Origin of the sequence: Shouchella tritolerans (genome assembly GCF_025770735.1) — a bacterium.
Lineage (GTDB): Bacteria > Bacillota > Bacilli > Bacillales > Bacillaceae_D > Shouchella > Shouchella tritolerans.
Genome location: NZ_JAODPB010000001.1, coordinates 1,214,942 through 1,236,646, shown reverse-complemented (window position 1 = coordinate 1,236,646; position 21,705 = coordinate 1,214,942). Strand labels below are relative to the sequence as shown.

The window sequence follows — 21,705 nt, the reverse complement described above, 5'->3', positions numbered from 1 at the left end:
CCGTTTCCCCTTTCGTTCACAGCCAATAGTGAGTGCTTTCCTGTCAATAGAGGCCATCTCTATGTCTGGGCCTTCGCATCCTCTTTTTGCCACGCCATTATAAAAATCATAGCAAGAATACAAGCGAGCCCTCCCCATTGAAAAACACCGAACGGTTCACGGAGCCAAATGACCATCGTCACTACCGCAGCTAATGGTTCGGCACTTCCAAGCAGACTCGTTTCTTTCGGAGAAAGGGTATTCAAACTTTCAATGTAGAACCAAAAAGCAAGCATCGTTCCGAAAAAAATGACAAAACCAAGGTGTAGATACGTTTCTAGCTGAAAAGTTGCCTCCCCAATCCGCCACGGAGGATGAATCACACTTAAAGCCATACCTCCAATTAGCATCGCCCAACCGACAATCACAAGAGAATCGTACTGTTTTAACAAAGGAACCGCATACAACGTGTAAAAGGCTAGTGCAGCCCCTGAAAGAATTCCCCAAATAATCGCAGAAGCTGGCACTGAAAGCTCGGAAAGGGAACCATTTGTTAACAGAAGATAGCAACCAGTCAAAGCAAGAGACACATAAATCAGGTCACGCCTAGTCAATCGATTTTGCCCGCGAACTACCATATACAGAATGATCATGACAGGTGCTAAATATTGCAGCAATGTCGCAACTGCCGAATTGCCATTTTTAATCGATGCCATGTACGTATATTGGACGGCAAGCATGCCAAAAATTCCAAAAGTAAGAAGCCGTGCAGCTGATTGCTTTGTTTTCCAAACGCCTAAAATTTGCGTCCGATTCTTTAACAAGAGTTGTATAATTAATAACATTGCTCCTGCAATTAAGAGCCTTATGGACACAAGCCAATTTATATTAACAGCGTCTTGCTGGAACAATTTTTGGGCGACGGTTCCGCCCATCCCCCAACATACTGCTCCTACTAAAACGAGCATGAGGCCTACATACCGTCTCATCTTTCTCTCCACCTTTACAATCATAATGGTGTTATAATAAAAGAAAAATGCCGTTAAAGATACGCGAATTGAACGAAAAAGTATAAGGATATTGAGGTGGAACGTGGGGACAATCCATTTTGAAATTGATGATCATTTAAAAGAACAAACAGCCCATCGAACTGTTGATTTGCCGATTGCCTGCTATCATACATCCATTAAAGAAAACAGCAATGGCTATATTCCTCTTCATTGGCATGATGAGCTACAATTTGTCGTTGTAACAAATGGAAAAGTACGTTTTCATGTCAATAATGAGACGGTTATTGTTCATGAGAAGAATGGGGTGTTCATCAATAGCGGCAGCCTTCACATGGCTGAAAGTCTGCCTCATTTAAATAGTCGCTATATTTGTCTTAATGTCGATCCATCTTTCATTTTGCCGCAAGAGCTTTTTGCAACTTATGTTAGCCCATACATTCAAGCGACGAACCTTCCCTACTTGGATATTTGTGCCGATGAAGGGTGGGGGAAAAATATTATTGACTGTACGTTAAGCATCCATCGATCGATTGAAGAGCAGCCCCCTTATTATGAAATTGATGTCACTACCAAGATGGTGGCGATATGGAAACTTCTAATCTCAAATGGACTGCGATTAGAATACGACCAGAACAAGATGATGCAAAATCGACGAGTAAAGGGAATGCTTCAATGGATTCATAGCCACTTTGGAGAGAACATTTCCTTAGATGATATAGCAAAGGCAGGGCAGCTAAGCCGCTCTGAATGTTGCCGCTATTTTAAACGAATGCTAAAAACGTCCCCCCTTCAATACGTTACTGATTACCGTATCCAAAAAAGCTTGCCTCTCTTGCAGCAGCCAAACGCAACTGTAACGGACGTAGCTTATCAAGTAGGTTTTAACAGCACAAGCTATTTTATCGCTCGATTCCGAAAAGTGATGAACATGACACCACTTGCCTACAAAAAATCGAAACTTAAGGATTTTCATTGATTAAGAGTGGACGCTAGCCATCTTTTACTGAATAAAGCCAACAAGCCCAGTTTAATCTATTTAAACATCGCTAGTCTCAGCTTTTGACTCGGTACCAGTATGTATACATTTCTTCAAAGCCAAGCTTCGTATAGAGTGTGAAGGCTGGCTTGTTTTCTCGGACCACTTGCAAGTAAGCAAAGTCAGCCTCATTTTCTTTTCCCCAATGAAGCAAATGTTGGATCAGCTGCGTCCCATATCCTTGTTTTCGTTCCTTCTTATTTGTCACTATATCAAATAACCCAATGTACCTATCTTCAATAACTCCTAACCCGCAAGCACAAGGGTTCCCGTAATTGTCCGTTATAAGCATGTAGCACGTCTCGGCGGCAATGTTGTCAAACATTTGTTTTAATGTCTGTCGGTCTGCTTCGCGAACATGATTCCAATGACAATAATGATCAAACCATTTACGGTCTTGTCGATGGCTACTCTCGACATGAACCTTTGGCCTTTCGCCGATTTGTGATAAAGACAAGGTTTGAACACTCGTCTCCCCTATATAATCATACCCCTTTGCATCTAGAGAACAATCCAAATCGCTTGGACAAGCAGCCGCTGTCAGCTTATAAACTACAGGAAGATTTTGCCTACGGTACATTTGTTCACAGGCCTCGATGTTCTTTTCAAGCTCCCCACAAGAAGGATAGAGTGTGTGAATCGAGTTTGCTCTTTTTGTATAGCCATTGGCAAAGCGCAAAATCCATCCGCCTTTCTCCACTGTCTTAAGGGCAGGCTGTGCATTCATTGATAGTGTTTCTATTTTTCGAATGAGCGCTATGTCAGACATTTGTCTTTCCACCTTTTGCTTTTCCTCTTATGAATGTTCATCTCATAAAAGGAAAACGATGTATGTTGGTTTTCTCTAAAAAACAGCAACCTGGTTCTTAGGTTGCTGTTTTTCACATGCTCTTATGATTGATGGCGTGCGTCCAACGTTTCCAGTACTCTATCCAAAGGAAGCTTTTGTTCCTGTAAGAGAACGAGGACGTGGTAAAACAAGTCGGCTACTTCCCAACGCAGCTCTTCGGGATCGCGGTTTTTCGCGGCAATGATCACTTCTCCTGCCTCTTCGCCGACTTTTTTCAATATTTTATCGACGCCTTCTGTAAACAAGTATGTTGTATACGCCCCTTCTGGCTTTTCCGCCTCCCGCTTTGCAATCGTTTCTTCAAGGTCGTTTAAAATTTGAAAGCGATTGCCTGCCACCTTGCTGGTGCCGCCAGTTAGCGACTGGGAAAAACAACTGTATGCCCCTGTATGGCAAGCGGGCCCCTTCGGTTCCACAAGTACAAGTACAGCATCTTGGTCACAGTCATAGCGGACGTCAACAACATGTTGTGTATTGCCTGATGTTTCTCCTTTATGCCAAAGTTGTTGACGTGACCGGCTGTAAAACCATGTTTCTTTCGTTTCTATTGTCTTTTGCAGCGATTCTTCATTCATATAAGCAAGCGTTAGCACCGCTTTGCTATTTGCATCTTGGACGATTGCTGGGACGAGCCCGTCTTTATCAAAGCGGATTGGTTTCATCGGATGCACTCACCTTCTTCCCGTAAACGGGCTTTTACTTCTTGAATTGACGTTTCTTTGTAATGGAAAATCGATGCCGCGAGGGCTGCATCTGCGTAATGGAGTTTGAACACGTCAACAAAGTCGCTTGCCGCTCCTGCTCCACCAGAGGCAATCACGGGCACTGTCACTACTTCATTGATCGCTTTTAACAACGGCAAATCAAACCCTGTCTTCGCTCCATCTTGATCCATGCTAGTTACGAGCAGTTCGCCGGCTCCTAAGCGGACAGCCTCCTTGGCCCAATCGGTTACTAACCAGTCAGTCTGGTTGCGGCCACCATGTGTGTACACGCGCCACGTGCCAAGCGCCGTATCAAATTTCGCATCAATCGCAACAACGATGCATTGTGAGCCAAAATAATCGGCGCCTTCGCGAATAAACGCTGGACGAAGCAGGGCGGCTGTGTTAATGGACACTTTGTCTGCGCCGGCGCGCAAAATGCGGCGAATGTCAGCGAGTGTGTTAATGCCTCCGCCAACGGTAAAAGGAATTGCTAGCGTTGCAGCGACTTCGCGGACCACATCGACCATTGTTTCCCGCCCTTCATGGGAAGCAGAAATATCAAGAAAGACGAGCTCGTCTGCGCCTTCTTTGTCGTAAAAAGCAGCGAGTTCGACTGGATCGCCAGCATCGCGCAAGGAGAGGAATTGCGTCCCTTTCACAACACGGCCTTCTTTCACGTCTAGGCATGGAATAATCCGTTTTGCTAGCATTACAACTCTCCTTCCGCCAACGCTTCCTCTAAAGTGAACCGCTTCGTGTACAGCGCTTTGCCGACAATAGCCCCGGCAAGGGAAGCAGCTCGCAATTGTGCCAAATCGGCAATGCTGCTTACCCCTCCAGAGGCAATCACATTGGCATTCGCTGCTTTGGAAAGAGCAACGCACGCTTCGATGTTCGGTCCAGTGAGCATGCCATCACGGGCAATATCGGTAAAAATGAACGTTTTGGCGCCAAAGCGGGCCATTTCAGCAGCAAGGTCTTCCGCTTTGACGTGTGACGTTTCAAGCCATCCTTCTGTAGCTACATATCCATCACGAGCATCAATCCCGATCGCAATTTGTTCTCCATACTTGGCAAGCATTTGTTTCGTAAAATCAGGCTGGTAAACCGCCACACTGCCAAGGACGACACGGGCGACGCCTTCGTTTATATAGCGGTCAATATCTTGTTCGGTGCGAATTCCTCCCCCAACTTGAACGGGGACGTCTAATTTTTGGGCGATCGTCAAAATCGCTTCATCGTTCACCGGCCTTTTGGCTTTTGCCCCGTCTAGATCAACGACGTGTACCCACTTCGCGCCTGTGTCTTGAAATGATTTCGCCATTTTATAAGGCGATTCTCCATATATCGTCTCTTTGTTGTAATCGCCTTGTTCGAGGCGCACGCATTTTCCAGCACGGATGTCAATTGCCGGATAGATCGTATAGCTCATCTCAAATTCCCTCCACTAGTTGGCCAAAGCGTTTCAACAGTGCCATGCCGACAGTGCTGCTTTTTTCGGGATGGAACTGCATGCCATACACTTGCCCTTTTTGCACAATAGCAGGGACTCTTTGGTAATAATCACTGCTTGCAACAACGATGTCCTTTTCTGTACGGACCACATAAGAATGGACAAAATACACGTAGCCGTCAGGAACGCCTTCTGTTAGTGGTGTGGTCCTATGAAAATCCAGCTTATTCCATCCCATATGCGGCACTTTGTAGGCGTGCCCCTCTGCCGTCGTTCCAGAAAAACGTTCGACATGCCCAGGCAAGTAACCAAGGCCTGCTGTTGTTTGATGTTCCGTACTTGACTCAAACAGTAGTTGCATCCCAAGGCAAATGCCGAGTAATGGTTTGTTTTCCGCTACCCAGTTGTCTAAAAAAGGCTGGACGTTTGTTTGTGTAAGAATATCCATTGCGTCAGGAAAAGCGCCGACCCCAGGGAGGATCAACGCCTTGGCCTTTGCCAATTCTTCCCCGTTGCTGCTGATAAAATAGGGGATTCCTAACCTTTCAAGCGCTTTAGAGACCGAATGGAGGTTGCCCATCCCGTAGTCAATAATGCCAATCATTAAAGCAGCCCCTTCGTTGACAATATTCCTTTAATTCGTGGATCAATTGCCGTGGCTTCATCCAAAGCACGTGCGCATGCTTTAAAAATCGCTTCAATGATATGGTGTGTATTGTGTCCGTAGTGGACGATAATATGGAGATTCATGCGCGCTTCTAACGCCAATTTCCAAAAAAATTCATGGACAAGTTCGGTATCAAATGTGCCGACTTTCTGGCTCGGAAAGTCAGCCCTAAATTCCAAATGGGGCCTGTTGCTCAAATCGACAACCACTTGGGCAAGCGTCTCATCCATCGGCACAAACGCGTTTCCATAACGTTTGATGCCCTCCTTCGTTCCAAGCGCTTCTTTTACAGCTTGACCGATGCAAATGCCAAGATCTTCAGTCGTATGGTGAGCATCAACTTCAATATCGCCACTAGCCTTGACAGACAGATCAAATTGGCCATGTTTCGCAAACAAATCGAGCATATGCTCGATAAAAGGCACGCCTGTTTCGATATCTGCTTTTCCTTCGCCGTCGAGGTTGAGCCGCAACGAAATGTCCGTTTCTCCTGTCGTCCTTGTTAATTCATAGCTACGAGCCATCACATGTCCTCCAATCGAATGTCTATTGCGCGTGCATGCGCTTCAAGCCCTTCTAGCCGCGCCAATTCCGTGATCGCTTTTCCGTTCTCAGCTAGCGCCGTTTTGCTGTAGGAAATAATGCTTGATTTTTTGACGAAATCATCTACTGATAGCGGGCTGGCAAAGCGGGCTGTTCCGTTTGTCGGCAGTACATGGTTTGGGCCAGCAAAATAATCACCGACTGGTTCGGCACTGTACGAACCAAGAAAAATCGCTCCCGCATGTTTGACGCGACCAAGCAATGCAAGGGGCTCTTCCGTGGCAATTTCCAAATGCTCAGGCGCCAATTGGTTGACGACTTCAATTGCTTGTGCCAGCGAGGCAGTCACATACAAAGCACCAAACTGATCTAATGCTCGCCCTGCTATCTCTTTTCTCGGAAGAGTAGCTAGTTGCCGTGCTGTTTCTTGTTGGACCGCTTCGGCCAGTTCCCTAGAAGGAGTGACTAACACGGCTGTCGCATCCTCATCGTGTTCCGCTTGGGAAAGGAGGTCTGCTGCCACATAGGCAGGGTTCGCTTTTTCATCGGCTAACACGCAAATTTCACTTGGCCCAGCAATCATGTCAATGGCCACATCGCCAAAAACCGCTCTTTTGGCAAGGGCCACATATTTGTTGCCTGGCCCTGTAATTTTATCAACTGGACGCACCGTTTCCGTGCCATACGCCAAAGCGGCCACTGCTTGCGCTCCGCCAAGCTTATAAATCGTATGGACGCCAAGTTCAGCCGCTGTCGCGAGGACAGCTGGCGGAAGGGAACCGTTTTTGCCAGATGGGGAAACCATTGAAATTTCCTTTACACCTGCGACTTGAGCAGGTACAACATTCATAATAATCGAAGACGGGTAAGCCGCTTTTCCTCCAGGTACATAAACGCCTACGGCATCAAGGGGGGTGACACGCTGCCCTAAAATCGTGCCATCAGGGGCTGTTTGAAACCACGACTTCGCTTTTTGTTGTTCGTGAAAGGCACGGACATTGGCAATTGCTTGGCGAATCGCTGCTAAAACAGGTTGATCAATGTGGCGATAAGCATTGTCCCATTCTGCCTTCGTGACACGCAAGTCTGTTAATTCCACTCCGTCAAATTGTTTAGTGTAATGGACTAGCGCTTGATCGCCTTCCTTTTTTACCGTTTCAATGATCGTGTTCACAGTAGTGATTTCTGCTTCGCTTCCATGAAGGCCGCTGCGCTTTAAGGTAACCGCCTCTCCTTCTTTTAGCTCAATGATCTTCACTGCCATCCCCCTCTATAACGGCCGCCAAACGCTCAACCATATCATGAATTTCACCTGCGCGCATCCGGTAGCTAGCAGGATTGACAATAAAGCGCGACGTGATTTGTCTAATTTGTTCCAATTCAACTAAGCCATTTTCTTTCAGTGTTTGTCCCGTTGAAACGATGTCGACAATTCTGCCAGCAAGTCCCATGATCGGCGCTAATTCGATTGAGCCATTCAATTTAATAATTTCAACTTGCTCCCCTTGTTCTTTAAAAAACTGTGATGCCACGTTTGGGTATTTTGACGCTACTTTTGGATTTAATTCGCCTCGTCGGTACGTCGGCAGCGCCGCCACCGCCAAATGACAAGCGCTAATGTTCAAGTCGAGCACTTCGTGGACGTCGCGCTTTTCCTCCAGCATGACATCCTTGCCAGCGACACCGACATCAGCAACACCGTGTTCCACATAAGTAGGCACATCCATCGGCTTCGCTAAGATAAAACGGAGCGATTCATTCGGCACATCGATAATGAGTTTGCGCGATTGCTCAAAGGAACTTGGCAAATCATAGCCAGCCGAACGGAGCAGCTGAACAGCCTCCTCAAAAATCCGCCCCTTCGGCATCGCCATTGTCAGTGTCATCGCTTGCCCTCCTCTGTTTTGCCGATTAAATAAACAATTTCTTCATAACTAGCGGACATTTTATCGATGTCGTCAACGCCTGCCACATCTTGTAAGACGACTTGCATCCCCTTTTCCCGAAGCGCAGTCGCTTTTCGATAGGCTTCTTGGCGCCGTTCCCTGCTATAAAGCAAGCAACGTTTTTTCGGCTGCGCTTCTAGTTTGCCTACTGCTTCTGCAAGCAAATCCAAACGTAAACCGAAGCCAGTCGCAGGACCAGGACGGCCAAATTTAGCAAGCAAATGGTCATAGCGTCCGCCACCGCCAAGGGGATGGGGGAGGCGGTCATGGTAAACTTCAAAAATGCAACCTGTATAATAGCTCATATGGAGGACAAGGCTTAAGTCAAGCTTCATATAACGGGTAAGCCCTCCCTCTTTCAGACCTTGCCAAAGGTCTCTTAGCTCCGCCACAGCCTGTTTGCCTTCTGGTGATTCGGTTAGCTCCTCCGCTTCAGTTAGAATCGCTTCATTGCCGCGTAACCGGCTTAGTTTTAACAGCTTCTTTTCATCAATCGACGATAGCCCAAATGCCTTTACTTGCTCTTTGAAACCAACATCGTTCTTTTCATAGAGTTGCCTCCGCAACAGCTCGGCCCGCTCTTCAGTTCCAACAATTTCCAAAAATAACGCATTTAAAAAACCGATATGGCCGACGGCAACTTGAAAATGGTCAAGACCTGCTTGAATAAGGGCTCTGTTCAGCAACAGCAACATTTCCCCGTCAGCGCTTGCGGTATGATCACCAACAAGCTCAACGCCGACTTGTGCAAATTCGGCAGGACGCCCGCCTTCCGTTTGCAAAGCTCGATAAAGACTTGAACAGTACGATAGCCTAAGTGGATAAGGGATGTCTTTCATACTTGAAGAAACGAGCCGAGCAATTGGCGCCGTCATATCAGGGCGCAAAACGAGCGTATTTCCATGAAAATCAATTAATTTGAATAACTGCTTATCTGAAATAGCAGACGCTTTCCCGACTGTTTCATAATATTCAAGCGTCGGCGTTTGGACTTGCTCGTATCCCCATAACCGAAACTCTTGCAATACACGATCGCCTAATTTTCGTTGCATTGAATGCAAATTCGGCAGCACATCGCGCATGCCTAAAGGTTTTTCAAACATAAAAGGCTCAGACACAACGTTCGCTCCTAACTGCCATTTACTTTAGTTTGCTAAATCACTAATGAAGTAAAGTTTTTTCTAGTTTACAATTGCCCTAACGAAAAGTCAACTGGCCCATTCACAAAAAAACGTACAATAGCTAACGCTATTGTACGTGAGGTTACCTTATTTGTTTCATTGGATTTCCAGCAACAAACGCTCCTGGGGGCACATCTTTATGGACAACGGTCCCCGCGCCTACAACTGCGCCATCGCCAATCGTCACGCCGGGAAGAATCGTACAATTGGCGCCGACCATCACCCTGTCGCCAATCACAACATGGCCGAGTCGATACTCTTCAATCAAATATTCATGAGCCAAAATTGTCGTATTGTAGCCAATAATGGAGTTGGCGCCAATTTTAATTTTCTCAGGAAACATGACATCCACCATTACCATTAAAGCGATTGCTGTTTGGCTGCCAATTTCCATCTTCAAAAACACGCGGTAAAGCCAGTTTTTCATTCGCAGCGATGGAGTAAAGCGCGCTATTTGGGCAACAGCAAACGTTTTTGCGACTTTCCAAAAGGAAACGGTGCGGTAAAGCTGCCACAATGAGTTCGACCCACTTACCGGAAAACGTTCTGTCTTCCTGCTCACAGGCGATTCACGATTTCAACCAGCTCTTCCATTGTTGCTGGTATGTAATCTGGTGCAAATGTGCGCAAATGCTCAGCGCCTTTTAATGCCCAGCCAACCGCAACCGTTTTTGTACCTGCTGCTTTTCCTGCCAATACGTCGTGTGAATTGTCGCCAACCATGATCGCTTCTTCAGGTTTTGAATCAAGTTGCCTAAGAGCTTCAAATAACGGTTCAGGATGCGGTTTTGCATGTTTTACATCGTCAAAGGCGACAATCACATCAAAGTACGGGGAAAGCCCCATCAACTCTAAGCCCATTTTCGCGGTTTCCCTAATTTTAGTCGTTACGACCGCTAGCTTGTAACCTTGTTTATGCAGCGTCTTAATGCCTGTTTTTACACCTGGGTATTCCTTTACAAGCGCATCGTGTTGTTGATGGTTAAAATCACGGTATGTGCGGACCCATTCTTCAGCACGGGAAGCATCAATACGTGAAAAGCTGTCTACAAGCGGTGGACCGATAAACGGCAGCACCGTTTCCCGGGTATAGACACCTGGAAAATCTGGTTCTAATGTATGGAGAAAGGATTGGATAATCAATTCATTTGTATCAATCAATGTCCCATCTAAATCAAATAGCAACGTATTAATGGTCATAAACAGCATCCTTTCCGAAGTTCCCTTGTTTCCTCTTCTCAAGCTGTGTCCAAAGACGGGAAATCACCATTGTTAACAACAGTGCTGTCAAAAGGCGTATAACAAGCAACGGCCACACTTGAATGCCAAGGACGAGAAACACAAGCGTATCCTCGACAACCGCATGGCAAGCAACGAGAAAAATAAACACCACATACAAATCTTTCTTCTTTACACGGTCCTCTTTGACCGCATCGATCATCACGCCAGCTCCGTATGCTAAGCCAATGGTTAACCCAGAAGCAAGCGTAACAGCAGTATTTTCCCCGACACCAATCAATCGTGTCAGTGGCGCTAAACTTTTCGAAATAACGGCAAGCCAGTTGCGCTCACGCATGATTTGGACAACCAGCATGAGTGGAATGACAATCGCCGCTAATTGAACAACACCTAAAAAGGCAGTCCATAAACCATCGGCTACCATTCCCATAACCCCAGTTGCTTGAGGCGCTTGGGTTGAAGCAAGCCCATAGACCGCTTGTTCGCTCCCGCCACTCCAAACAAGATTGATAATAAAGGCTGCGGCCACAGCTAGAAAAATCCGCACCGCAACAATAACCGATACGCGGACGCCTACCTTTGTCGCAACCGCAGATTCGATAATGAGATTGTGTGAAAAAGAAAGCATAATCGCTAAAATAAATACTTCTTTTACAGTAAAGTCAAATGTCAAAATCGCGCCAATGCCTGCGTATAAGTTAAGAACATTGCCAATAACTAAAGGAATTGCCGCTTCTCCAGGCAAACCAATCAAGCCCATTAAAGGGGCTATCAGCTTAGCGAGCCAGTCGAGTAGAGGCGTATAGCCTAGCAAAGTAACAACTAGCGTAACTGGAAAAATGATTTTCCCAAGCGTCCATGTTGTTGACAAGCCGGACAGCAAGCCTCGTTTCACCATTCCCATCCGTATCTTCCCTCTCTATTTTTTCTGTTTTGTAACTGCGTCTGGTTTCAAGTAGCGCGGTGGTTTCACCCAAAGGCGCCTGTATACCCATAGGGCAATCGATGCTACGACCAACACGATTGATAAAATCTGGGCCGTGCGAAGCGTATCGCCAATTAATAAATAGTCTAACCGCATGCCTTCAATCACAAAACGCCCAACCGAATACCAAATCACATACGATAAGAATAGTTCCCCTTGGCGCAAGTTTGCTTTGCGAAGCAGCAGTAGCACGATGACTCCCAACACGTTCCAAAGCGATTCGTATAAAAATGTCGGTTGGTAGTACGTCCCATTAATATACATTTGATTAATAATCCAGTCAGGCAAAAACATTCCCTCAAGAAATTCCCTTGTTACTTCTGCCCCGTATACTTCTTGATTGACAAAATTGCCCCAGCGGCCAATCGCTTGGCCAATCAAAATGCTAGGCGCTGCCACATCGGCGATTTTCCAAAACGACAACCCACGTTTTTTAGCAAACACAATCGCTGTGAGTACCGCACCAATTAAAGCACCATGAATCGCTATTCCGCCTTCACGCAAATAAAAAACACTAATTGGATTATCAGCAAACTGCTCCCAACGAAAAATAACATAGTATGCACGAGCCGATAGAATGGAAATCGGCAACGCCCAGACTAGCAAATCAGCAAACGTCTCCTGCGGCAGTCCTCGCTTAACCGACTCGCGCCGCGCCATAAAATAACCGACGGCGACTCCAAGCAAAATGAGGACGGCATACCAATAAATCGCGATTGGCCCAAGCTGGACAAAAACGCGGTCAATCGGTTCAATTTGTTCTTCCATTCCATTCGTCTCCCCTGTCTTTAAAATTCATTTTCCCCATGCTCAATCACTTGTGTCAAGCGTTCCGAAAATTCTTGTGCTGCATTAAAGCCTAGTCGTTTCAGGCGGAAATTCATCGCAGCCACCTCAATAATAACAGCTAAATTTCGCCCTGGACGAACAGGGACGGTCATTTTTGTTATCTCCGTATCAAAAATTTTCATTTTGTCTTCCTCAAGCCCAAGACGGTCATACGCTTTGTTTTGGTCCCAAAGCTCTAAGTTCATACAAAGGCTAATCCGTTTAAACGGGCGAACCGCCCCTGCCCCAAATAACGTCATGACATTAATGATGCCAAGTCCGCGGATTTCCAGCAAGTGTTGCAAAAGCGGCGGCGGATACCCGACTAATGTATCTTCATTTTGCTGGCGGATTTCAACGGAATCATCGGCGACAAGGCGGTGGCCGCGGCGAACCAAATCAAGTGCAGTCTCGCTTTTGCCAACGCCGCTTCCGCCTGTAATCAGCACGCCAATGCCATAAATGTCAACAAGCACGCCATGGACAGCGGTCACAGGCGCCAATTCGCTTTCCAAGAAATTGGTGACTCGACTGCTAAGTTGGGTTGTCGTTAATGTCGAACGCAAAACAGGCACTCCACGTTTATCGGCAGCGGCAATAAGCTGTTCAGGCGCTTCCAGACCACGTGAAAGAATAATGCCTGGCGTGTCATACGTGCATAATTTGGTCATCCGTTCTTCCTTTTCTTGGTCGGAGAGCGACTTTAAAAAAGAAAGCTCCGTCCGTCCAATGAGCTGGAGGCGACGGGCTGGATAATATGTAAAAAAGCCAGCCATTTCAATTCCTGGCCTGGAAATGTCGCTTGTGGTTATTGGCCGGTATATTCCTTCTTCGCCAGCTAAAAGTTCAAATTGAAATTTCTCTAACAAATCATTTGCTGTGACTTTTGCCATTTTCTTTCACCTCATTTGTCCACTTACAAGAGCGAATCGTGCTAGAGCTATTGTAGCATGATTTGCGCCAGACGCCTAAAAAAGGTTATAAAAAAACAGGCCGCGAATGCGGCCTGTTAGTTGTTTTTGATGGGATTGATGAGAAATGTTTGGAACAGGGCAATGATAACGGCTGCAAGCAATGCCGTGCCGAAGCCGCTGATTTCAAAAGCGCTTCCCATTATGATTGATGTCAGCATGAGCGTCACTGCACTAATAACAAACAAGAACAGCCCTAGCGTCAAAATCGTGATCGGCAACGTTAATACTGTCAAAATCGGCTTGACTGTCCAGTTTAAAATGTTCAGGAGAAACGCCGCTACTAGTGCAGCGAAAAAACTAGACAAGTAAAAACCAGAAAAAAGTTGTGAGAGCATCCATAACACGACAGCGTTTAAGACTAAACCGAGAAGCCATCTCATTTTAAACGTTCTCCTCTATCGGCATAAGCAACATTGCCACTATATAGACAAGCACCATTGGAAAAACCGATGTTGGGATTGCTAATATGACCGTAATAAGCCGTACAATCGTCGGGTCGATATTCAAATAGTCGGCAATCCCGGCACAGACGCCTGCAAGTAGCCGTTTATCTTGAGACCTTGTAAGGCGCTTCATACTTCCCATTCCTTTCGTTGGCATTCCCTTTAACTGTCTTTATCTTGTACGGTAATGCTACCAGTATTCGCTACAGCATGGACTTTGACCCGCTTTTCTTGCGCCTGGTTGCCAGTCAACTGCATGTAGCGTTGAGCAAATTCCTTTTTCTCATCGAGAATCTCTACATTAGCCAAACGGTTATTGATTGAGCCAACATTTGATTTCAGCTTGGCTTCAATGCGTACAGCAGGGGAAACAAGCAATTTTACACTTCCTGTTGTAGTTTTTAAATCAACATACCCTGCATCAGTCGACGCTTCCATCTCATAAGTGATCGAGCCATTGACCGTTTCTACGTCTGCGTCTTGGATCGATCCAGATACTTTAACCGACCCATTCAATGTTTTGGCATCAAGAAGTTGCAATTGGCTTTGCTCGCAAGATATGCTGCCATTGACCGTCTCCATGCTCGCTTTTTTCGATTCAATATTTGTTGTTTTAATCGAACCGTTTGTTGTGTTGGCTTCAAATGTATCCGCCTTTAAATCTTCCCCTTTCAAAGCGCCATTAAACGTATAAAGTTTAATACGCCCGTATGCGGATTGGGGCACATACAATGTCGCCAGCACTTTCATCGATTTCGTCTTTGTTTCAAACAACAGCGTTTCATCTGTAGCCGAGAATACAGATTCTTTTAGGAAGAAATCTTGTGCTTGCTCGGTATCACGTACACGATACACTTTCACTTGGCACTCCAAGCGCACATCTTGTTTATCCCATGGAACGACGTCAACTGATCCGTTTTCTAATGATACTTTCAAAGAACGAGGCGAAATGTTTTGCTGTTGGAAGACGTGGTCAATTTCCGTCACTGTTCCAAAATTAAAGTCCAAGTCGCCCTCTTTCACTTTTTGAATCGCTGTCTCAAAAAAACCACTCAACTTTGAAAGAGGCGACTCTTCCCGCGTTTCTCTGTCACGCCCGCCTTGATGAGAATCCTGTTTTGCTGAATCGGCTTCGTCCTTGCCGATCGCCTCAAGCAAACGCAATCCTTCTTCTGCTGTGACCTTCCCATCTTCAATCATTTTCAAGATCATCATACGTTCTTCCATGGCAATCGCTCCTTTATCGGCTTTCTATTACTGTATTACGGAGCAGCTAGGCAAGATGTTTCAGCTTTTACGAACTTTTTTGCCCTGCCCCCGCAAACAACGCTTCTTGTCTAGCTTTATCACGAGCAAGAATGGGTTTTAAATAGGCCCCTGTATAAGAAGCACTTGTTTCGGCTACGTGCTCTGGCGTTCCTTCGGCCACTATAGTGCCGCCGTTCTTGCCCCCTTCTGGCCCAAGGTCAATGATATGGTCAGCCGTTTTAATGACATCTAAGTTATGCTCAATAACCAAGACAGTGTCGCCGTTGTCGACAAGGCGTTGAAGCACTTTTAACAAGCGGGCAATATCATCGACATGGAGGCCAGTCGTCGGTTCATCGAGAATATAGAGCGTTCGTCCTGTTGACCGTTTGTGCAACTGGGACGCCAACTTCACCCGTTGCGCTTCCCCGCCTGAAAGCGTCGTCGCCGGTTGTCCCAGTTTTAAATAACCGAGACCGACATCAATGAGCGTCTGGATTTTGCGGTTAATCTTTGGAATGCTGGCAAAAAATTCAGCGCCTTCTTCAATCGTCATTTCCAGCACATCGGCAATCGTTTTGCCTTTATATGTCACTTCAAGGGTTTCGCGGTTATAACGTTTTCCGTGGCATACTTCACAAGGGACGTAGACGTCAGGCAAAAAGTGCATTTCGATCTTGATGATCCCGTCACCCTTACATGCTTCGCAACGCCCACCTTTGACATTGAAGCTGAATCGGCCTTTTTTATAACCCCGTACTTTCGCTTCATTGGTCATCGCGAATACATCCCGTATATCGTCAAACATGCTTGTGTATGTTGCCGGGTTGGAACGTGGTGTCCGCCCGATCGGCGATTGGTCAATGTCAATCACTTTATCCATTTCATCAATGCCAATGATTTCTTTATGTTCCCCTGGCTTCGCTTTGGCGCGGTGAATCCGTTGCGCCAGCGCTTTATGGACAATTTCGTTGACAAGCGTACTTTTTCCAGAGCCTGAAACGCCTGTAACGGCTATAAACACGCCGAGTGGGAACGTAACATCAATGTTTTTTAAGTTATTGGCCGACGCCTTTTTCACTGTAAACGACCGTTCAGTAAGAGGACGCCTTTCACGGGGGACTGGGATAAATTTTTCCCCTGACAAATACTTCCCTGTCAACGAATGGGGATTTTCCGTTAGTTCTTTTGGTGTTCCTTGAGCAGTAATATATCCACCATGAACCCCTGCTCCTGGGCCGATGTCAATAATATGGTCGGCCGCCAGCATCGTATCCTCATCGTGTTCAACTACGATCAGCGTGTTGCCAAGGTCACGCATCTGTTTCAACGTCTCGATTAAACGGTCATTGTCACGCTGATGGAGGCCAATGGAAGGTTCATCAAGAATGTAAAGCACACCCATAAGCGATGACCCGATTTGCGTAGCGAGCCTAATGCGCTGCGCTTCCCCTCCAGACAGCGTCCCCGCCGCTCGGGATAGCGTCAAATAATCAAGCCCGACATTTACTAAAAAGCCTAGACGGTCTTCAATTTCTTTTATGATCAAACGAGCAATGGCACGTTCTTTTTCAGTCAAGTCAAGCGTCTTAACAAAGTTGATAGCATCGGTGCATGTCATTTGGCTTACTTCGCCTAGATGTTTGCCGCCGACAAAAACAGCAAGTGCTTCCTTTTTCAGCCTGTAGCCTTTGCACGTCGGGCATTTTTTCTGCGACATGTACAGTTCCATTTGTTCACGAATGTAATCAGAGCTTGTTTCCCGATAGCGTCGGGCTACATTGGCGAGCACCCCTTCAAATACAATCGTATGTTCATGAACGCGGCCAAAGTCGTTTTCATAGCGGAAAAAGATTTTCTCCTTCCCGCTTCCCTCTAACAAAATTTGTTGCTGGGCAGCTGGCAGTTTTTCAAACGGCACGTCCATATCAATACCAAAGTGATCACACACCGCTTGCAATAACTGTGGATAATAATTGGAACTCGTCGGTTCCCACGGGGCAAGGGCATGTTCACGCAATGACCGGCTTGGGTCTGGCACGACAAGCTCACTGTCCACTTCCTGCTTTGAACCAAGCCCATCACAAGATGGACAAGCACCGAATGGGCTGTTAAATGAAAACAAGCGTGGTTCGAGTTCAGGAATGGAAAAACCACACTCAGGACATGCATGTTGCTGGCTGAACAGCAACTCCTCTTCGCCGATGACATCGACGAGCACCCTGCCACCAGCAAGCGTCAAAGCTGTTTCCAGGGAGTCCGCAATTCGCGCTTGAACGCCATCTTTTATAACAACCCGGTCAATGACTACCTCGATCGTATGTTTTTTGTTTTTATCTAACTCGATTTCTTCTGAGGCTTCACGCATTTCTCCATCGACGCGGATACGGACATACCCGTCTTTTTTAATCTGTTCAAGCGTCTTTACATGCGTGCCTTTACGTCCTGATACAAGTGGTGCAAGGATTTGCATTTTTGTACGCTCTGGATATTCAAGGAGGCGGTCCACCATTTGCTCAATCGTCTGCGAGGAAATCTCAATGCCATGGCGAGGACAGACGGGCCGACCAATTCGGGCATACAATAGCCGCAAATAGTCGTGGATCTCTGTTACCGTCCCAACTGTAGAACGAGGGTTGCGGCTTGTTGTCTTCTGATCGATCGAAATCGCTGGAGACAGCCCTTCGATTGAGTCAACATCTGGCTTATCCATTTGTCCAAGAAACTGACGGGCGTAAGCCGACAGCGACTCCACATAACGCCGCTGCCCTTCTGCATAAATGGTATCAAATGCGAGCGATGACTTGCCCGAACCAGAGAGGCCTGTTAACACGACAAGCTTATCCCTTGGAATCGTCACATCCATATTTTTTAAGTTGTTGGATCGTGCCCCTTTAACGACAATCTGTTCATGTGCCATTTATTCCTGTCATCCTTCCGCTTTTAATTCTAACAACACATCGCGCAATTCAGCGGCTCGTTCAAAGTTCAACTCTTTTGCGGCCTGTTTCATTTCCGCTTCTACACGCTCAATCGTTGCCTGGCGTTCTTTTTTGCCTAGTTTTTTCGATGGTGTCGACGAAGCTTTATAATCGCCGGTCTCTTCCGCTGCATACGTTGCTTGCACGACTTCTGGTATTCGTTTTTGAATCGTTTGCGGCGTAATGCCATGCTGCTCATTATATGCCTGCTGGATCTGACGGCGCCGCTTCGTTTCGTTGATCGCCACTTCCATTGAGTGGGTCATTTTATCGGCATACATAATGACACGGCCATTCGCATTTCGCGCAGCCCGGCCAATCGTTTGAATCAACGAACGTTCTGCCCGTAAAAATCCTTCCTTATCCGCATCAAGAATGGCCACAAGCGACACTTCTGGAATGTCAATGCCTTCCCGCAGCAAGTTTATGCCGATAAGAACATCAAATGTCCCAAGGCGCAGTTGGCGGATAATTTCTAGCCGTTCTAGCGTTTTGACTTCCGAGTGGAGGTAACGGACTTTAATACCGATTTCCTTTAGATAATCAGTTAAGTCTTCCGCCATCTTTTTCGTAAGCGTTGTTACTAACACACGCTCGTCCTTGGCGATTTGGTCATGGATTTGGCCGATTAAGTCATCGATTTGCCCTTCAATCGGGCGGACTTCTACTATAGGATCTAGCAAGCCAGTTGGGCGGATAATCTGCTCGACCATTTTAGGCGTGTGTTCCAGTTCGTACGGTCCTGGAGTGGCTGATACATAGACGGCCTGGCCAACTTTTTCTTCAAACTCCTCGAATTTTAACGGCCGGTTATCAAGGGCTGAAGGCAAACGGAAGCCGTGATTGACAAGAATTTCTTTCCGGGCTCTGTCGCCATTGTACATACCTCGCACTTGGGGAATGGTAACGTGAGACTCATCGACAATAAGCAAAAAGTCTTTCGGAAAAAAGTCCAACAATGTATACGGAGTTGCTCCCGCTTCCCGAAGCGTCAAATGGCGAGAATAGTTTTCAATCCCTGAACAAAAGCCCATTTCCGCCATCATTTCTAAATCGTAACGGGTGCGCTGCTCTAAACGCTGCGCTTCCAACAGCTTCTCTTCCTTGCGCAAAACGGAAAGCCTTTCTTCTAGTTCCACTTCGATATTGGCAATCGCTTTTTTCATTTTTTCTTCACGGGTCACAAAGTGGGAAGCTGGAAAGATAGAGACATGGTGACGCTCGCCTTTTATTTCTCCAGTGAGGGCATCCACTTCTGTGATTCGCTCTATCTCATCGCCGAAAAATTCAACACGCATGCACTGTTCGTCCCTTGAAGCAGGAAAAATTTCGACAACATCGCCACGGACTCGGAATGTGCCACGAACAAAATTCATGTCGTTGCGGTCATACTGGATGTCAACCAATTTCCGCAACAGACTGTTCCGATCCATTTCCATGCCTGTGCGAATGGACAGCACTAAGTCCCGGTATTCTTCTGGTGAACCTAACCCGTAAATACAAGATACGCTGGCGATAATAATGACATCTCTCCGTTCAAACAAGGCACTTGTCGCCGAATGCCTAAGCTTATCAATCTCGTCATTTATGCTTGCATCTTTTTCAATAAACGTGTCTGAAGACGGGACGTACGCCTCTGGTTGGTAATAATCATAGTAACTGACAAAATACTCAACTGCGTTATTGGGAAACAACTGTTTAAACTCGCTATACAATTGCCCGGCAAGCGTTTTATTATGAGCCATTACAAGCGTTGGCTTATTAACGGCTTGGATCACATTTGACATCGTAAACGTCTTGCCCGTTCCGGTAGCGCCAAGCAATGTTTGGTGCTTTTTGCCGTTTTGAATGCCTGTCACAATTTGCTCGATTGCTTTCGGCTGGTCCCCTTGGGGAGAATACTCTGATACAAGCTGAAACGTTTGGTCCATAATCACTTGGTACTTTCATGAATCGGAGTTGCTCTTTTCATGAAAGTGCTACCTTCCTCCTTTATTTATTAATACAAAAACTTCCCTCACTTGCAGACAACCAAACATGTGAGGGACACTTAATCCTATTGCCATTTATCCAACAAAATCAGACGGGAGGGCAGCGGAAGCTTTTGCCGTCAAGCATGAGCTTGTTTGGCTCCCGCACACGCCACTTGGCGCGTACTGTTCAAAAAGATGTGCCCCACCTTTGTCATTCTTTATAAACAAGTGTTCGCTTTTCATTATAGCATAACCTTATGCAAATACCTACAAACTTGACGAACATACGTACTAAAAATAATTACCAATTGTATTGGATTCTTGGCGCTGGACGAATGCCGACAATTACGGTAAGATTAACATGCTAAAAATAATGAATAGGTATCTTCGGGGCAGGTGAAACTCCTGGCCGGCGGTAAAAGCCCGCGACTCTCCTTTGCGCTTGTCAAAAAGGGGACTGATTTGGTGGAATTCCAAAGCCGACGGTTAAAGTCCGGATGGGAGAAGATCAACGAATGAGCATGGCAATACACGCCCATGCTTATTTGAGAGGCCCTGAATGGATGTACACATTCAGGGCTGTTTTGATTTTTGGAAGGGCCGATTCAAACGAAAGGGTTTTGACATCACATGCAACAACCGCACACGCAAAAAACATTTTGGTTCATTGTAATAGGAGCAGCTTTCTGGGGCATTAACCCTCTTTTCCGCCTCCTTCTCCTTGAAACGATGACGTCTTTGCAAATTGTCTTTATCGAACATATTATTTTGGCTTTTATTGCCGTCCCCCTTATTTGGAGATACAGAAGCGACTTGGCCCATTTGTCGTTCGTCGACATTGGCGCCTTGCTTTTCATATCGTGGGGCGGTTCAGCTATTGCTACGCTGTTATTTACACATGGGCTTACTTACGCAGCGACACACGGAATGGGGCAAATCAACTCAGTGTTGCTCTTGCAAAAGCTCCAGCCGATTTTCGCGATTGTCCTTGCCCGTTTTGTTTTGAAAGAATCATGGCCAAAACATTTTGGTTTTCTCGTGCCAGTGGCACTTGTTGGTACTTATTTGCTTACATTTGGCTTCTCCTTGCCAATCAGCGGGTTTGGCGAAGTTTTTCAACTTGGCAGCCTTTTCGCCATTGGCGCAGCAGCCTTATGGGGCGGCTCTACCGTTATGGGGCGTTTGCTTTTAAGAAAATGCCGGTACGAAACAGTGACAGCGCTCCGCTTTCTCTTGGCTTTGCCCTTGCTCAGCGTCCTTGTTTTGACTTCGCCTGATGCTTGGAACGAGCCAGCTTCGGCTATAGCACTCGTCTTTATTAGCATAAACTTACTAGCTTCAGCGCTTTTGCCAGGCTTGGTCTCGATGCTACTCTATTACCGCGGCTTGCAGGCGATTAAAGCATCTGTAGCTACGATTGCCGAGCTTAGTTTCCCAATGGCAGGCTTGCTTGTTTCCTGGGTGACGATGCAAGAAACAGTTAGCTTTCCCCAAGCGCTTGGCTTTGCGCTAATCTGGATTGTCCTTTATCACATTTCCAAACAACAGGATACCAAAGAAGTATTGCCGCCTTTGAAAAAACGGCCTGCTTCCGCATAAATGGCCACGCGCTCCTTCAAAAAACGATCGATGTTGATACCTTAAAAACCCGCTCCTTCCTAG

22 protein-coding genes and 1 riboswitch are annotated in these 21,705 nt (G+C 46.4%); of the genes, 2 read left to right on the top strand and 20 right to left on the bottom strand.

From position 1 onward, the window contains the following. Positions 1 to 59: 59 nt before the first annotated feature. Entirely contained in the window at positions 60 to 968 is a 909-nt protein-coding gene (locus N6H06_RS05885) for an EamA family transporter (RefSeq protein WP_062746400.1), read from the bottom strand. Positions 969 to 1,071: 103 nt separating this feature from the next. Here N6H06_RS05885 and N6H06_RS05880 point away from each other — a divergent pair, with 103 nt between their 5' ends. Continuing rightward, positions 1,072 to 1,965 (top strand): AraC family transcriptional regulator, encoded by an 894-nt coding sequence (locus N6H06_RS05880; RefSeq protein WP_062746398.1) that lies wholly within the window; start codon positions 1,072 to 1,074, stop codon positions 1,963 to 1,965. 76 nt (positions 1,966 to 2,041) lie between these two features. Here N6H06_RS05880 and N6H06_RS05875 read toward each other — a convergent pair whose 3' ends face one another. The 19 genes from N6H06_RS05875 to uvrB form a co-directional block, all read right to left on the bottom strand. Then, positions 2,042 to 2,794 carry a GNAT family N-acetyltransferase gene (locus N6H06_RS05875; protein ID WP_263705838.1) on the bottom strand — a complete coding sequence of 251 codons (753 nt, stop codon included), beginning with the start codon at positions 2,792 to 2,794 and terminating at the stop codon, positions 2,042 to 2,044. Between the two features lie 122 nt (positions 2,795 to 2,916). Next, entirely contained in the window at positions 2,917 to 3,537 is a 621-nt protein-coding gene (gene hisIE, locus N6H06_RS05870) for a bifunctional phosphoribosyl-AMP cyclohydrolase/phosphoribosyl-ATP diphosphatase HisIE (RefSeq protein ID WP_062746394.1), read from the bottom strand. After that, entirely contained in the window at positions 3,534 to 4,292 is a 759-nt protein-coding gene (gene hisF / locus N6H06_RS05865; RefSeq protein WP_095319385.1) for an imidazole glycerol phosphate synthase subunit HisF, read from the bottom strand. Before hisF ends, hisIE begins: the two co-directional genes overlap by 4 nt. Beyond that, the gene (gene hisA, locus N6H06_RS05860) at positions 4,292 to 5,014 is read right to left on the bottom strand and encodes a 1-(5-phosphoribosyl)-5-[(5-phosphoribosylamino)methylideneamino]imidazole-4-carboxamide isomerase (protein ID WP_212954148.1); all 723 of its coding nucleotides are present in this window, start codon (positions 5,012 to 5,014) and stop codon (positions 4,292 to 4,294) included. The genes hisF and hisA overlap by 1 nt, the downstream gene beginning before the upstream one ends. A gap of 1 nt (position 5,015) precedes the next feature. Then, positions 5,016 to 5,639 carry an imidazole glycerol phosphate synthase subunit HisH gene (gene hisH / locus N6H06_RS05855; RefSeq protein WP_062746390.1) on the bottom strand — a complete coding sequence of 208 codons (624 nt, stop codon included), beginning with the start codon at positions 5,637 to 5,639 and terminating at the stop codon, positions 5,016 to 5,018. Then, positions 5,639 to 6,226 carry an imidazoleglycerol-phosphate dehydratase HisB gene (gene hisB / locus N6H06_RS05850; protein WP_062746388.1) on the bottom strand — a complete coding sequence of 196 codons (588 nt, stop codon included), beginning with the start codon at positions 6,224 to 6,226 and terminating at the stop codon, positions 5,639 to 5,641. Before hisB ends, hisH begins: the two co-directional genes overlap by 1 nt. Beyond that, positions 6,226 to 7,503: a histidinol dehydrogenase gene (hisD, locus tag N6H06_RS05845; RefSeq protein ID WP_062746386.1), complete on the bottom strand. Its 1,278-nt coding sequence runs from the start codon at positions 7,501 to 7,503 to the stop codon at positions 6,226 to 6,228. Before hisD ends, hisB begins: the two co-directional genes overlap by 1 nt. After that, complete coding sequence (gene hisG / locus N6H06_RS05840; RefSeq protein WP_062746385.1) at positions 7,490 to 8,131, bottom strand: ATP phosphoribosyltransferase; 642 nt, start codon at positions 8,129 to 8,131, stop codon at positions 7,490 to 7,492. Before hisG ends, hisD begins: the two co-directional genes overlap by 14 nt. After that, a complete protein-coding gene (locus N6H06_RS05835) occupies positions 8,128 to 9,309 on the bottom strand; it encodes an ATP phosphoribosyltransferase regulatory subunit (protein ID WP_062746384.1) in 1,182 nt (393 codons plus the stop codon). Before N6H06_RS05835 ends, hisG begins: the two co-directional genes overlap by 4 nt. Positions 9,310 to 9,454: 145 nt before the next feature. Then, entirely contained in the window at positions 9,455 to 9,934 is a 480-nt protein-coding gene (locus tag N6H06_RS05830; RefSeq protein WP_062746382.1) for an acyltransferase, read from the bottom strand. Beyond that, entirely contained in the window at positions 9,931 to 10,572 is a 642-nt protein-coding gene (gene ppaX / locus N6H06_RS05825; RefSeq protein ID WP_212954150.1) for a pyrophosphatase PpaX, read from the bottom strand. The genes N6H06_RS05830 and ppaX overlap by 4 nt, the downstream gene beginning before the upstream one ends. Beyond that, positions 10,562 to 11,515, bottom strand: coding sequence for a nucleoside recognition domain-containing protein (locus N6H06_RS05820; protein ID WP_062746379.1), 954 nt, complete (start codon positions 11,513 to 11,515; stop codon positions 10,562 to 10,564). Before N6H06_RS05820 ends, ppaX begins: the two co-directional genes overlap by 11 nt. A 15-nt stretch (positions 11,516 to 11,530) precedes the next feature. Then, positions 11,531 to 12,364 carry a prolipoprotein diacylglyceryl transferase gene (gene lgt / locus N6H06_RS05815; protein ID WP_062746378.1) on the bottom strand — a complete coding sequence of 278 codons (834 nt, stop codon included), beginning with the start codon at positions 12,362 to 12,364 and terminating at the stop codon, positions 11,531 to 11,533. Between the two features lie 20 nt (positions 12,365 to 12,384). Next, positions 12,385 to 13,317 carry an HPr(Ser) kinase/phosphatase gene (hprK, locus tag N6H06_RS05810; protein ID WP_062746376.1) on the bottom strand — a complete coding sequence of 311 codons (933 nt, stop codon included), beginning with the start codon at positions 13,315 to 13,317 and terminating at the stop codon, positions 12,385 to 12,387. A gap of 116 nt (positions 13,318 to 13,433) precedes the next feature. Next, positions 13,434 to 13,778, bottom strand: a complete 345-nt coding sequence (locus N6H06_RS05805; RefSeq protein ID WP_062746374.1) for a phage holin family protein — start codon at positions 13,776 to 13,778, stop codon at positions 13,434 to 13,436. Between the two features lies 1 nt (position 13,779). Next, complete coding sequence (locus N6H06_RS05800; RefSeq protein ID WP_062746373.1) at positions 13,780 to 13,974, bottom strand: PspC domain-containing protein; 195 nt, start codon at positions 13,972 to 13,974, stop codon at positions 13,780 to 13,782. 29 nt (positions 13,975 to 14,003) lie between these two features. Next, positions 14,004 to 15,068, bottom strand: a complete 1,065-nt coding sequence (locus N6H06_RS05795) for a DUF4097 family beta strand repeat-containing protein (RefSeq protein WP_062746371.1) — start codon at positions 15,066 to 15,068, stop codon at positions 14,004 to 14,006. 67 nt (positions 15,069 to 15,135) lie between these two features. Further along, positions 15,136 to 18,009, bottom strand: coding sequence for an excinuclease ABC subunit UvrA (uvrA, locus tag N6H06_RS05790; RefSeq protein ID WP_212954151.1), 2,874 nt, complete (start codon positions 18,007 to 18,009; stop codon positions 15,136 to 15,138). A gap of 9 nt (positions 18,010 to 18,018) precedes the next feature. Continuing rightward, positions 18,019 to 20,001 carry an excinuclease ABC subunit UvrB gene (gene uvrB / locus N6H06_RS05785; RefSeq protein WP_213028929.1) on the bottom strand — a complete coding sequence of 661 codons (1,983 nt, stop codon included), beginning with the start codon at positions 19,999 to 20,001 and terminating at the stop codon, positions 18,019 to 18,021. Between the two features lie 421 nt (positions 20,002 to 20,422). Continuing rightward, positions 20,423 to 20,556, top strand: a riboswitch (FMN riboswitch). Positions 20,557 to 20,673: 117 nt separating this feature from the next. On the opposite strand from uvrB, the gene N6H06_RS05780 reads away from it, so the two are divergent. Next, complete coding sequence (locus N6H06_RS05780; RefSeq protein ID WP_062746366.1) at positions 20,674 to 21,642, top strand: DMT family transporter; 969 nt, start codon at positions 20,674 to 20,676, stop codon at positions 21,640 to 21,642. The last annotated feature ends 63 nt before the right edge of the window (positions 21,643 to 21,705 follow it).

Excerpts from the sequence above, each read along its gene's own strand:
- N6H06_RS05885 (WP_062746400.1), bottom strand. The coding sequence starts at position 968 with ATGAGACGGTATGTAGGCCTCATGCTCGTTTTAGTAGGAGCAGTATGT.
- N6H06_RS05875 (WP_263705838.1), bottom strand. The coding sequence starts at position 2,794 with ATGTCTGACATAGCGCTCATTCGAAAAATAGAAACACTATCAATGAAT.
- hisIE (WP_062746394.1), bottom strand. The coding sequence starts at position 3,537 with ATGAAACCAATCCGCTTTGATAAAGACGGGCTCGTCCCAGCAATCGTC.
- hisF (WP_095319385.1), bottom strand. The coding sequence starts at position 4,292 with ATGCTAGCAAAACGGATTATTCCATGCCTAGACGTGAAAGAAGGCCGT.
- hisA (WP_212954148.1), bottom strand. The coding sequence starts at position 5,014 with ATGAGCTATACGATCTATCCGGCAATTGACATCCGTGCTGGAAAATGC.
- hisH (WP_062746390.1), bottom strand. The coding sequence starts at position 5,639 with ATGATTGGCATTATTGACTACGGGATGGGCAACCTCCATTCGGTCTCT.
- hisB (WP_062746388.1), bottom strand. The coding sequence starts at position 6,226 with ATGGCTCGTAGCTATGAATTAACAAGGACGACAGGAGAAACGGACATT.
- hisG (WP_062746385.1), bottom strand. The coding sequence starts at position 8,131 with ATGACACTGACAATGGCGATGCCGAAGGGGCGGATTTTTGAGGAGGCT.
- ppaX (WP_212954150.1), bottom strand. The coding sequence starts at position 10,572 with ATGACCATTAATACGTTGCTATTTGATTTAGATGGGACATTGATTGAT.
- N6H06_RS05820 (WP_062746379.1), bottom strand. The coding sequence starts at position 11,515 with ATGGGAATGGTGAAACGAGGCTTGCTGTCCGGCTTGTCAACAACATGG.
- lgt (WP_062746378.1), bottom strand. The coding sequence starts at position 12,364 with ATGGAAGAACAAATTGAACCGATTGACCGCGTTTTTGTCCAGCTTGGG.
- hprK (WP_062746376.1), bottom strand. The coding sequence starts at position 13,317 with ATGGCAAAAGTCACAGCAAATGATTTGTTAGAGAAATTTCAATTTGAA.
- N6H06_RS05805 (WP_062746374.1), bottom strand. The coding sequence starts at position 13,778 with ATGAGATGGCTTCTCGGTTTAGTCTTAAACGCTGTCGTGTTATGGATG.
- N6H06_RS05800 (WP_062746373.1), bottom strand. The coding sequence starts at position 13,974 with ATGAAGCGCCTTACAAGGTCTCAAGATAAACGGCTACTTGCAGGCGTC.
- N6H06_RS05795 (WP_062746371.1), bottom strand. The coding sequence starts at position 15,068 with ATGGAAGAACGTATGATGATCTTGAAAATGATTGAAGATGGGAAGGTC.
- uvrA (WP_212954151.1), bottom strand. The coding sequence starts at position 18,009 with ATGGCACATGAACAGATTGTCGTTAAAGGGGCACGATCCAACAACTTA.
- uvrB (WP_213028929.1), bottom strand. The coding sequence starts at position 20,001 with ATGGACCAAACGTTTCAGCTTGTATCAGAGTATTCTCCCCAAGGGGAC.
- N6H06_RS05780 (WP_062746366.1), top strand. The coding sequence starts at position 20,674 with ATGCAACAACCGCACACGCAAAAAACATTTTGGTTCATTGTAATAGGA.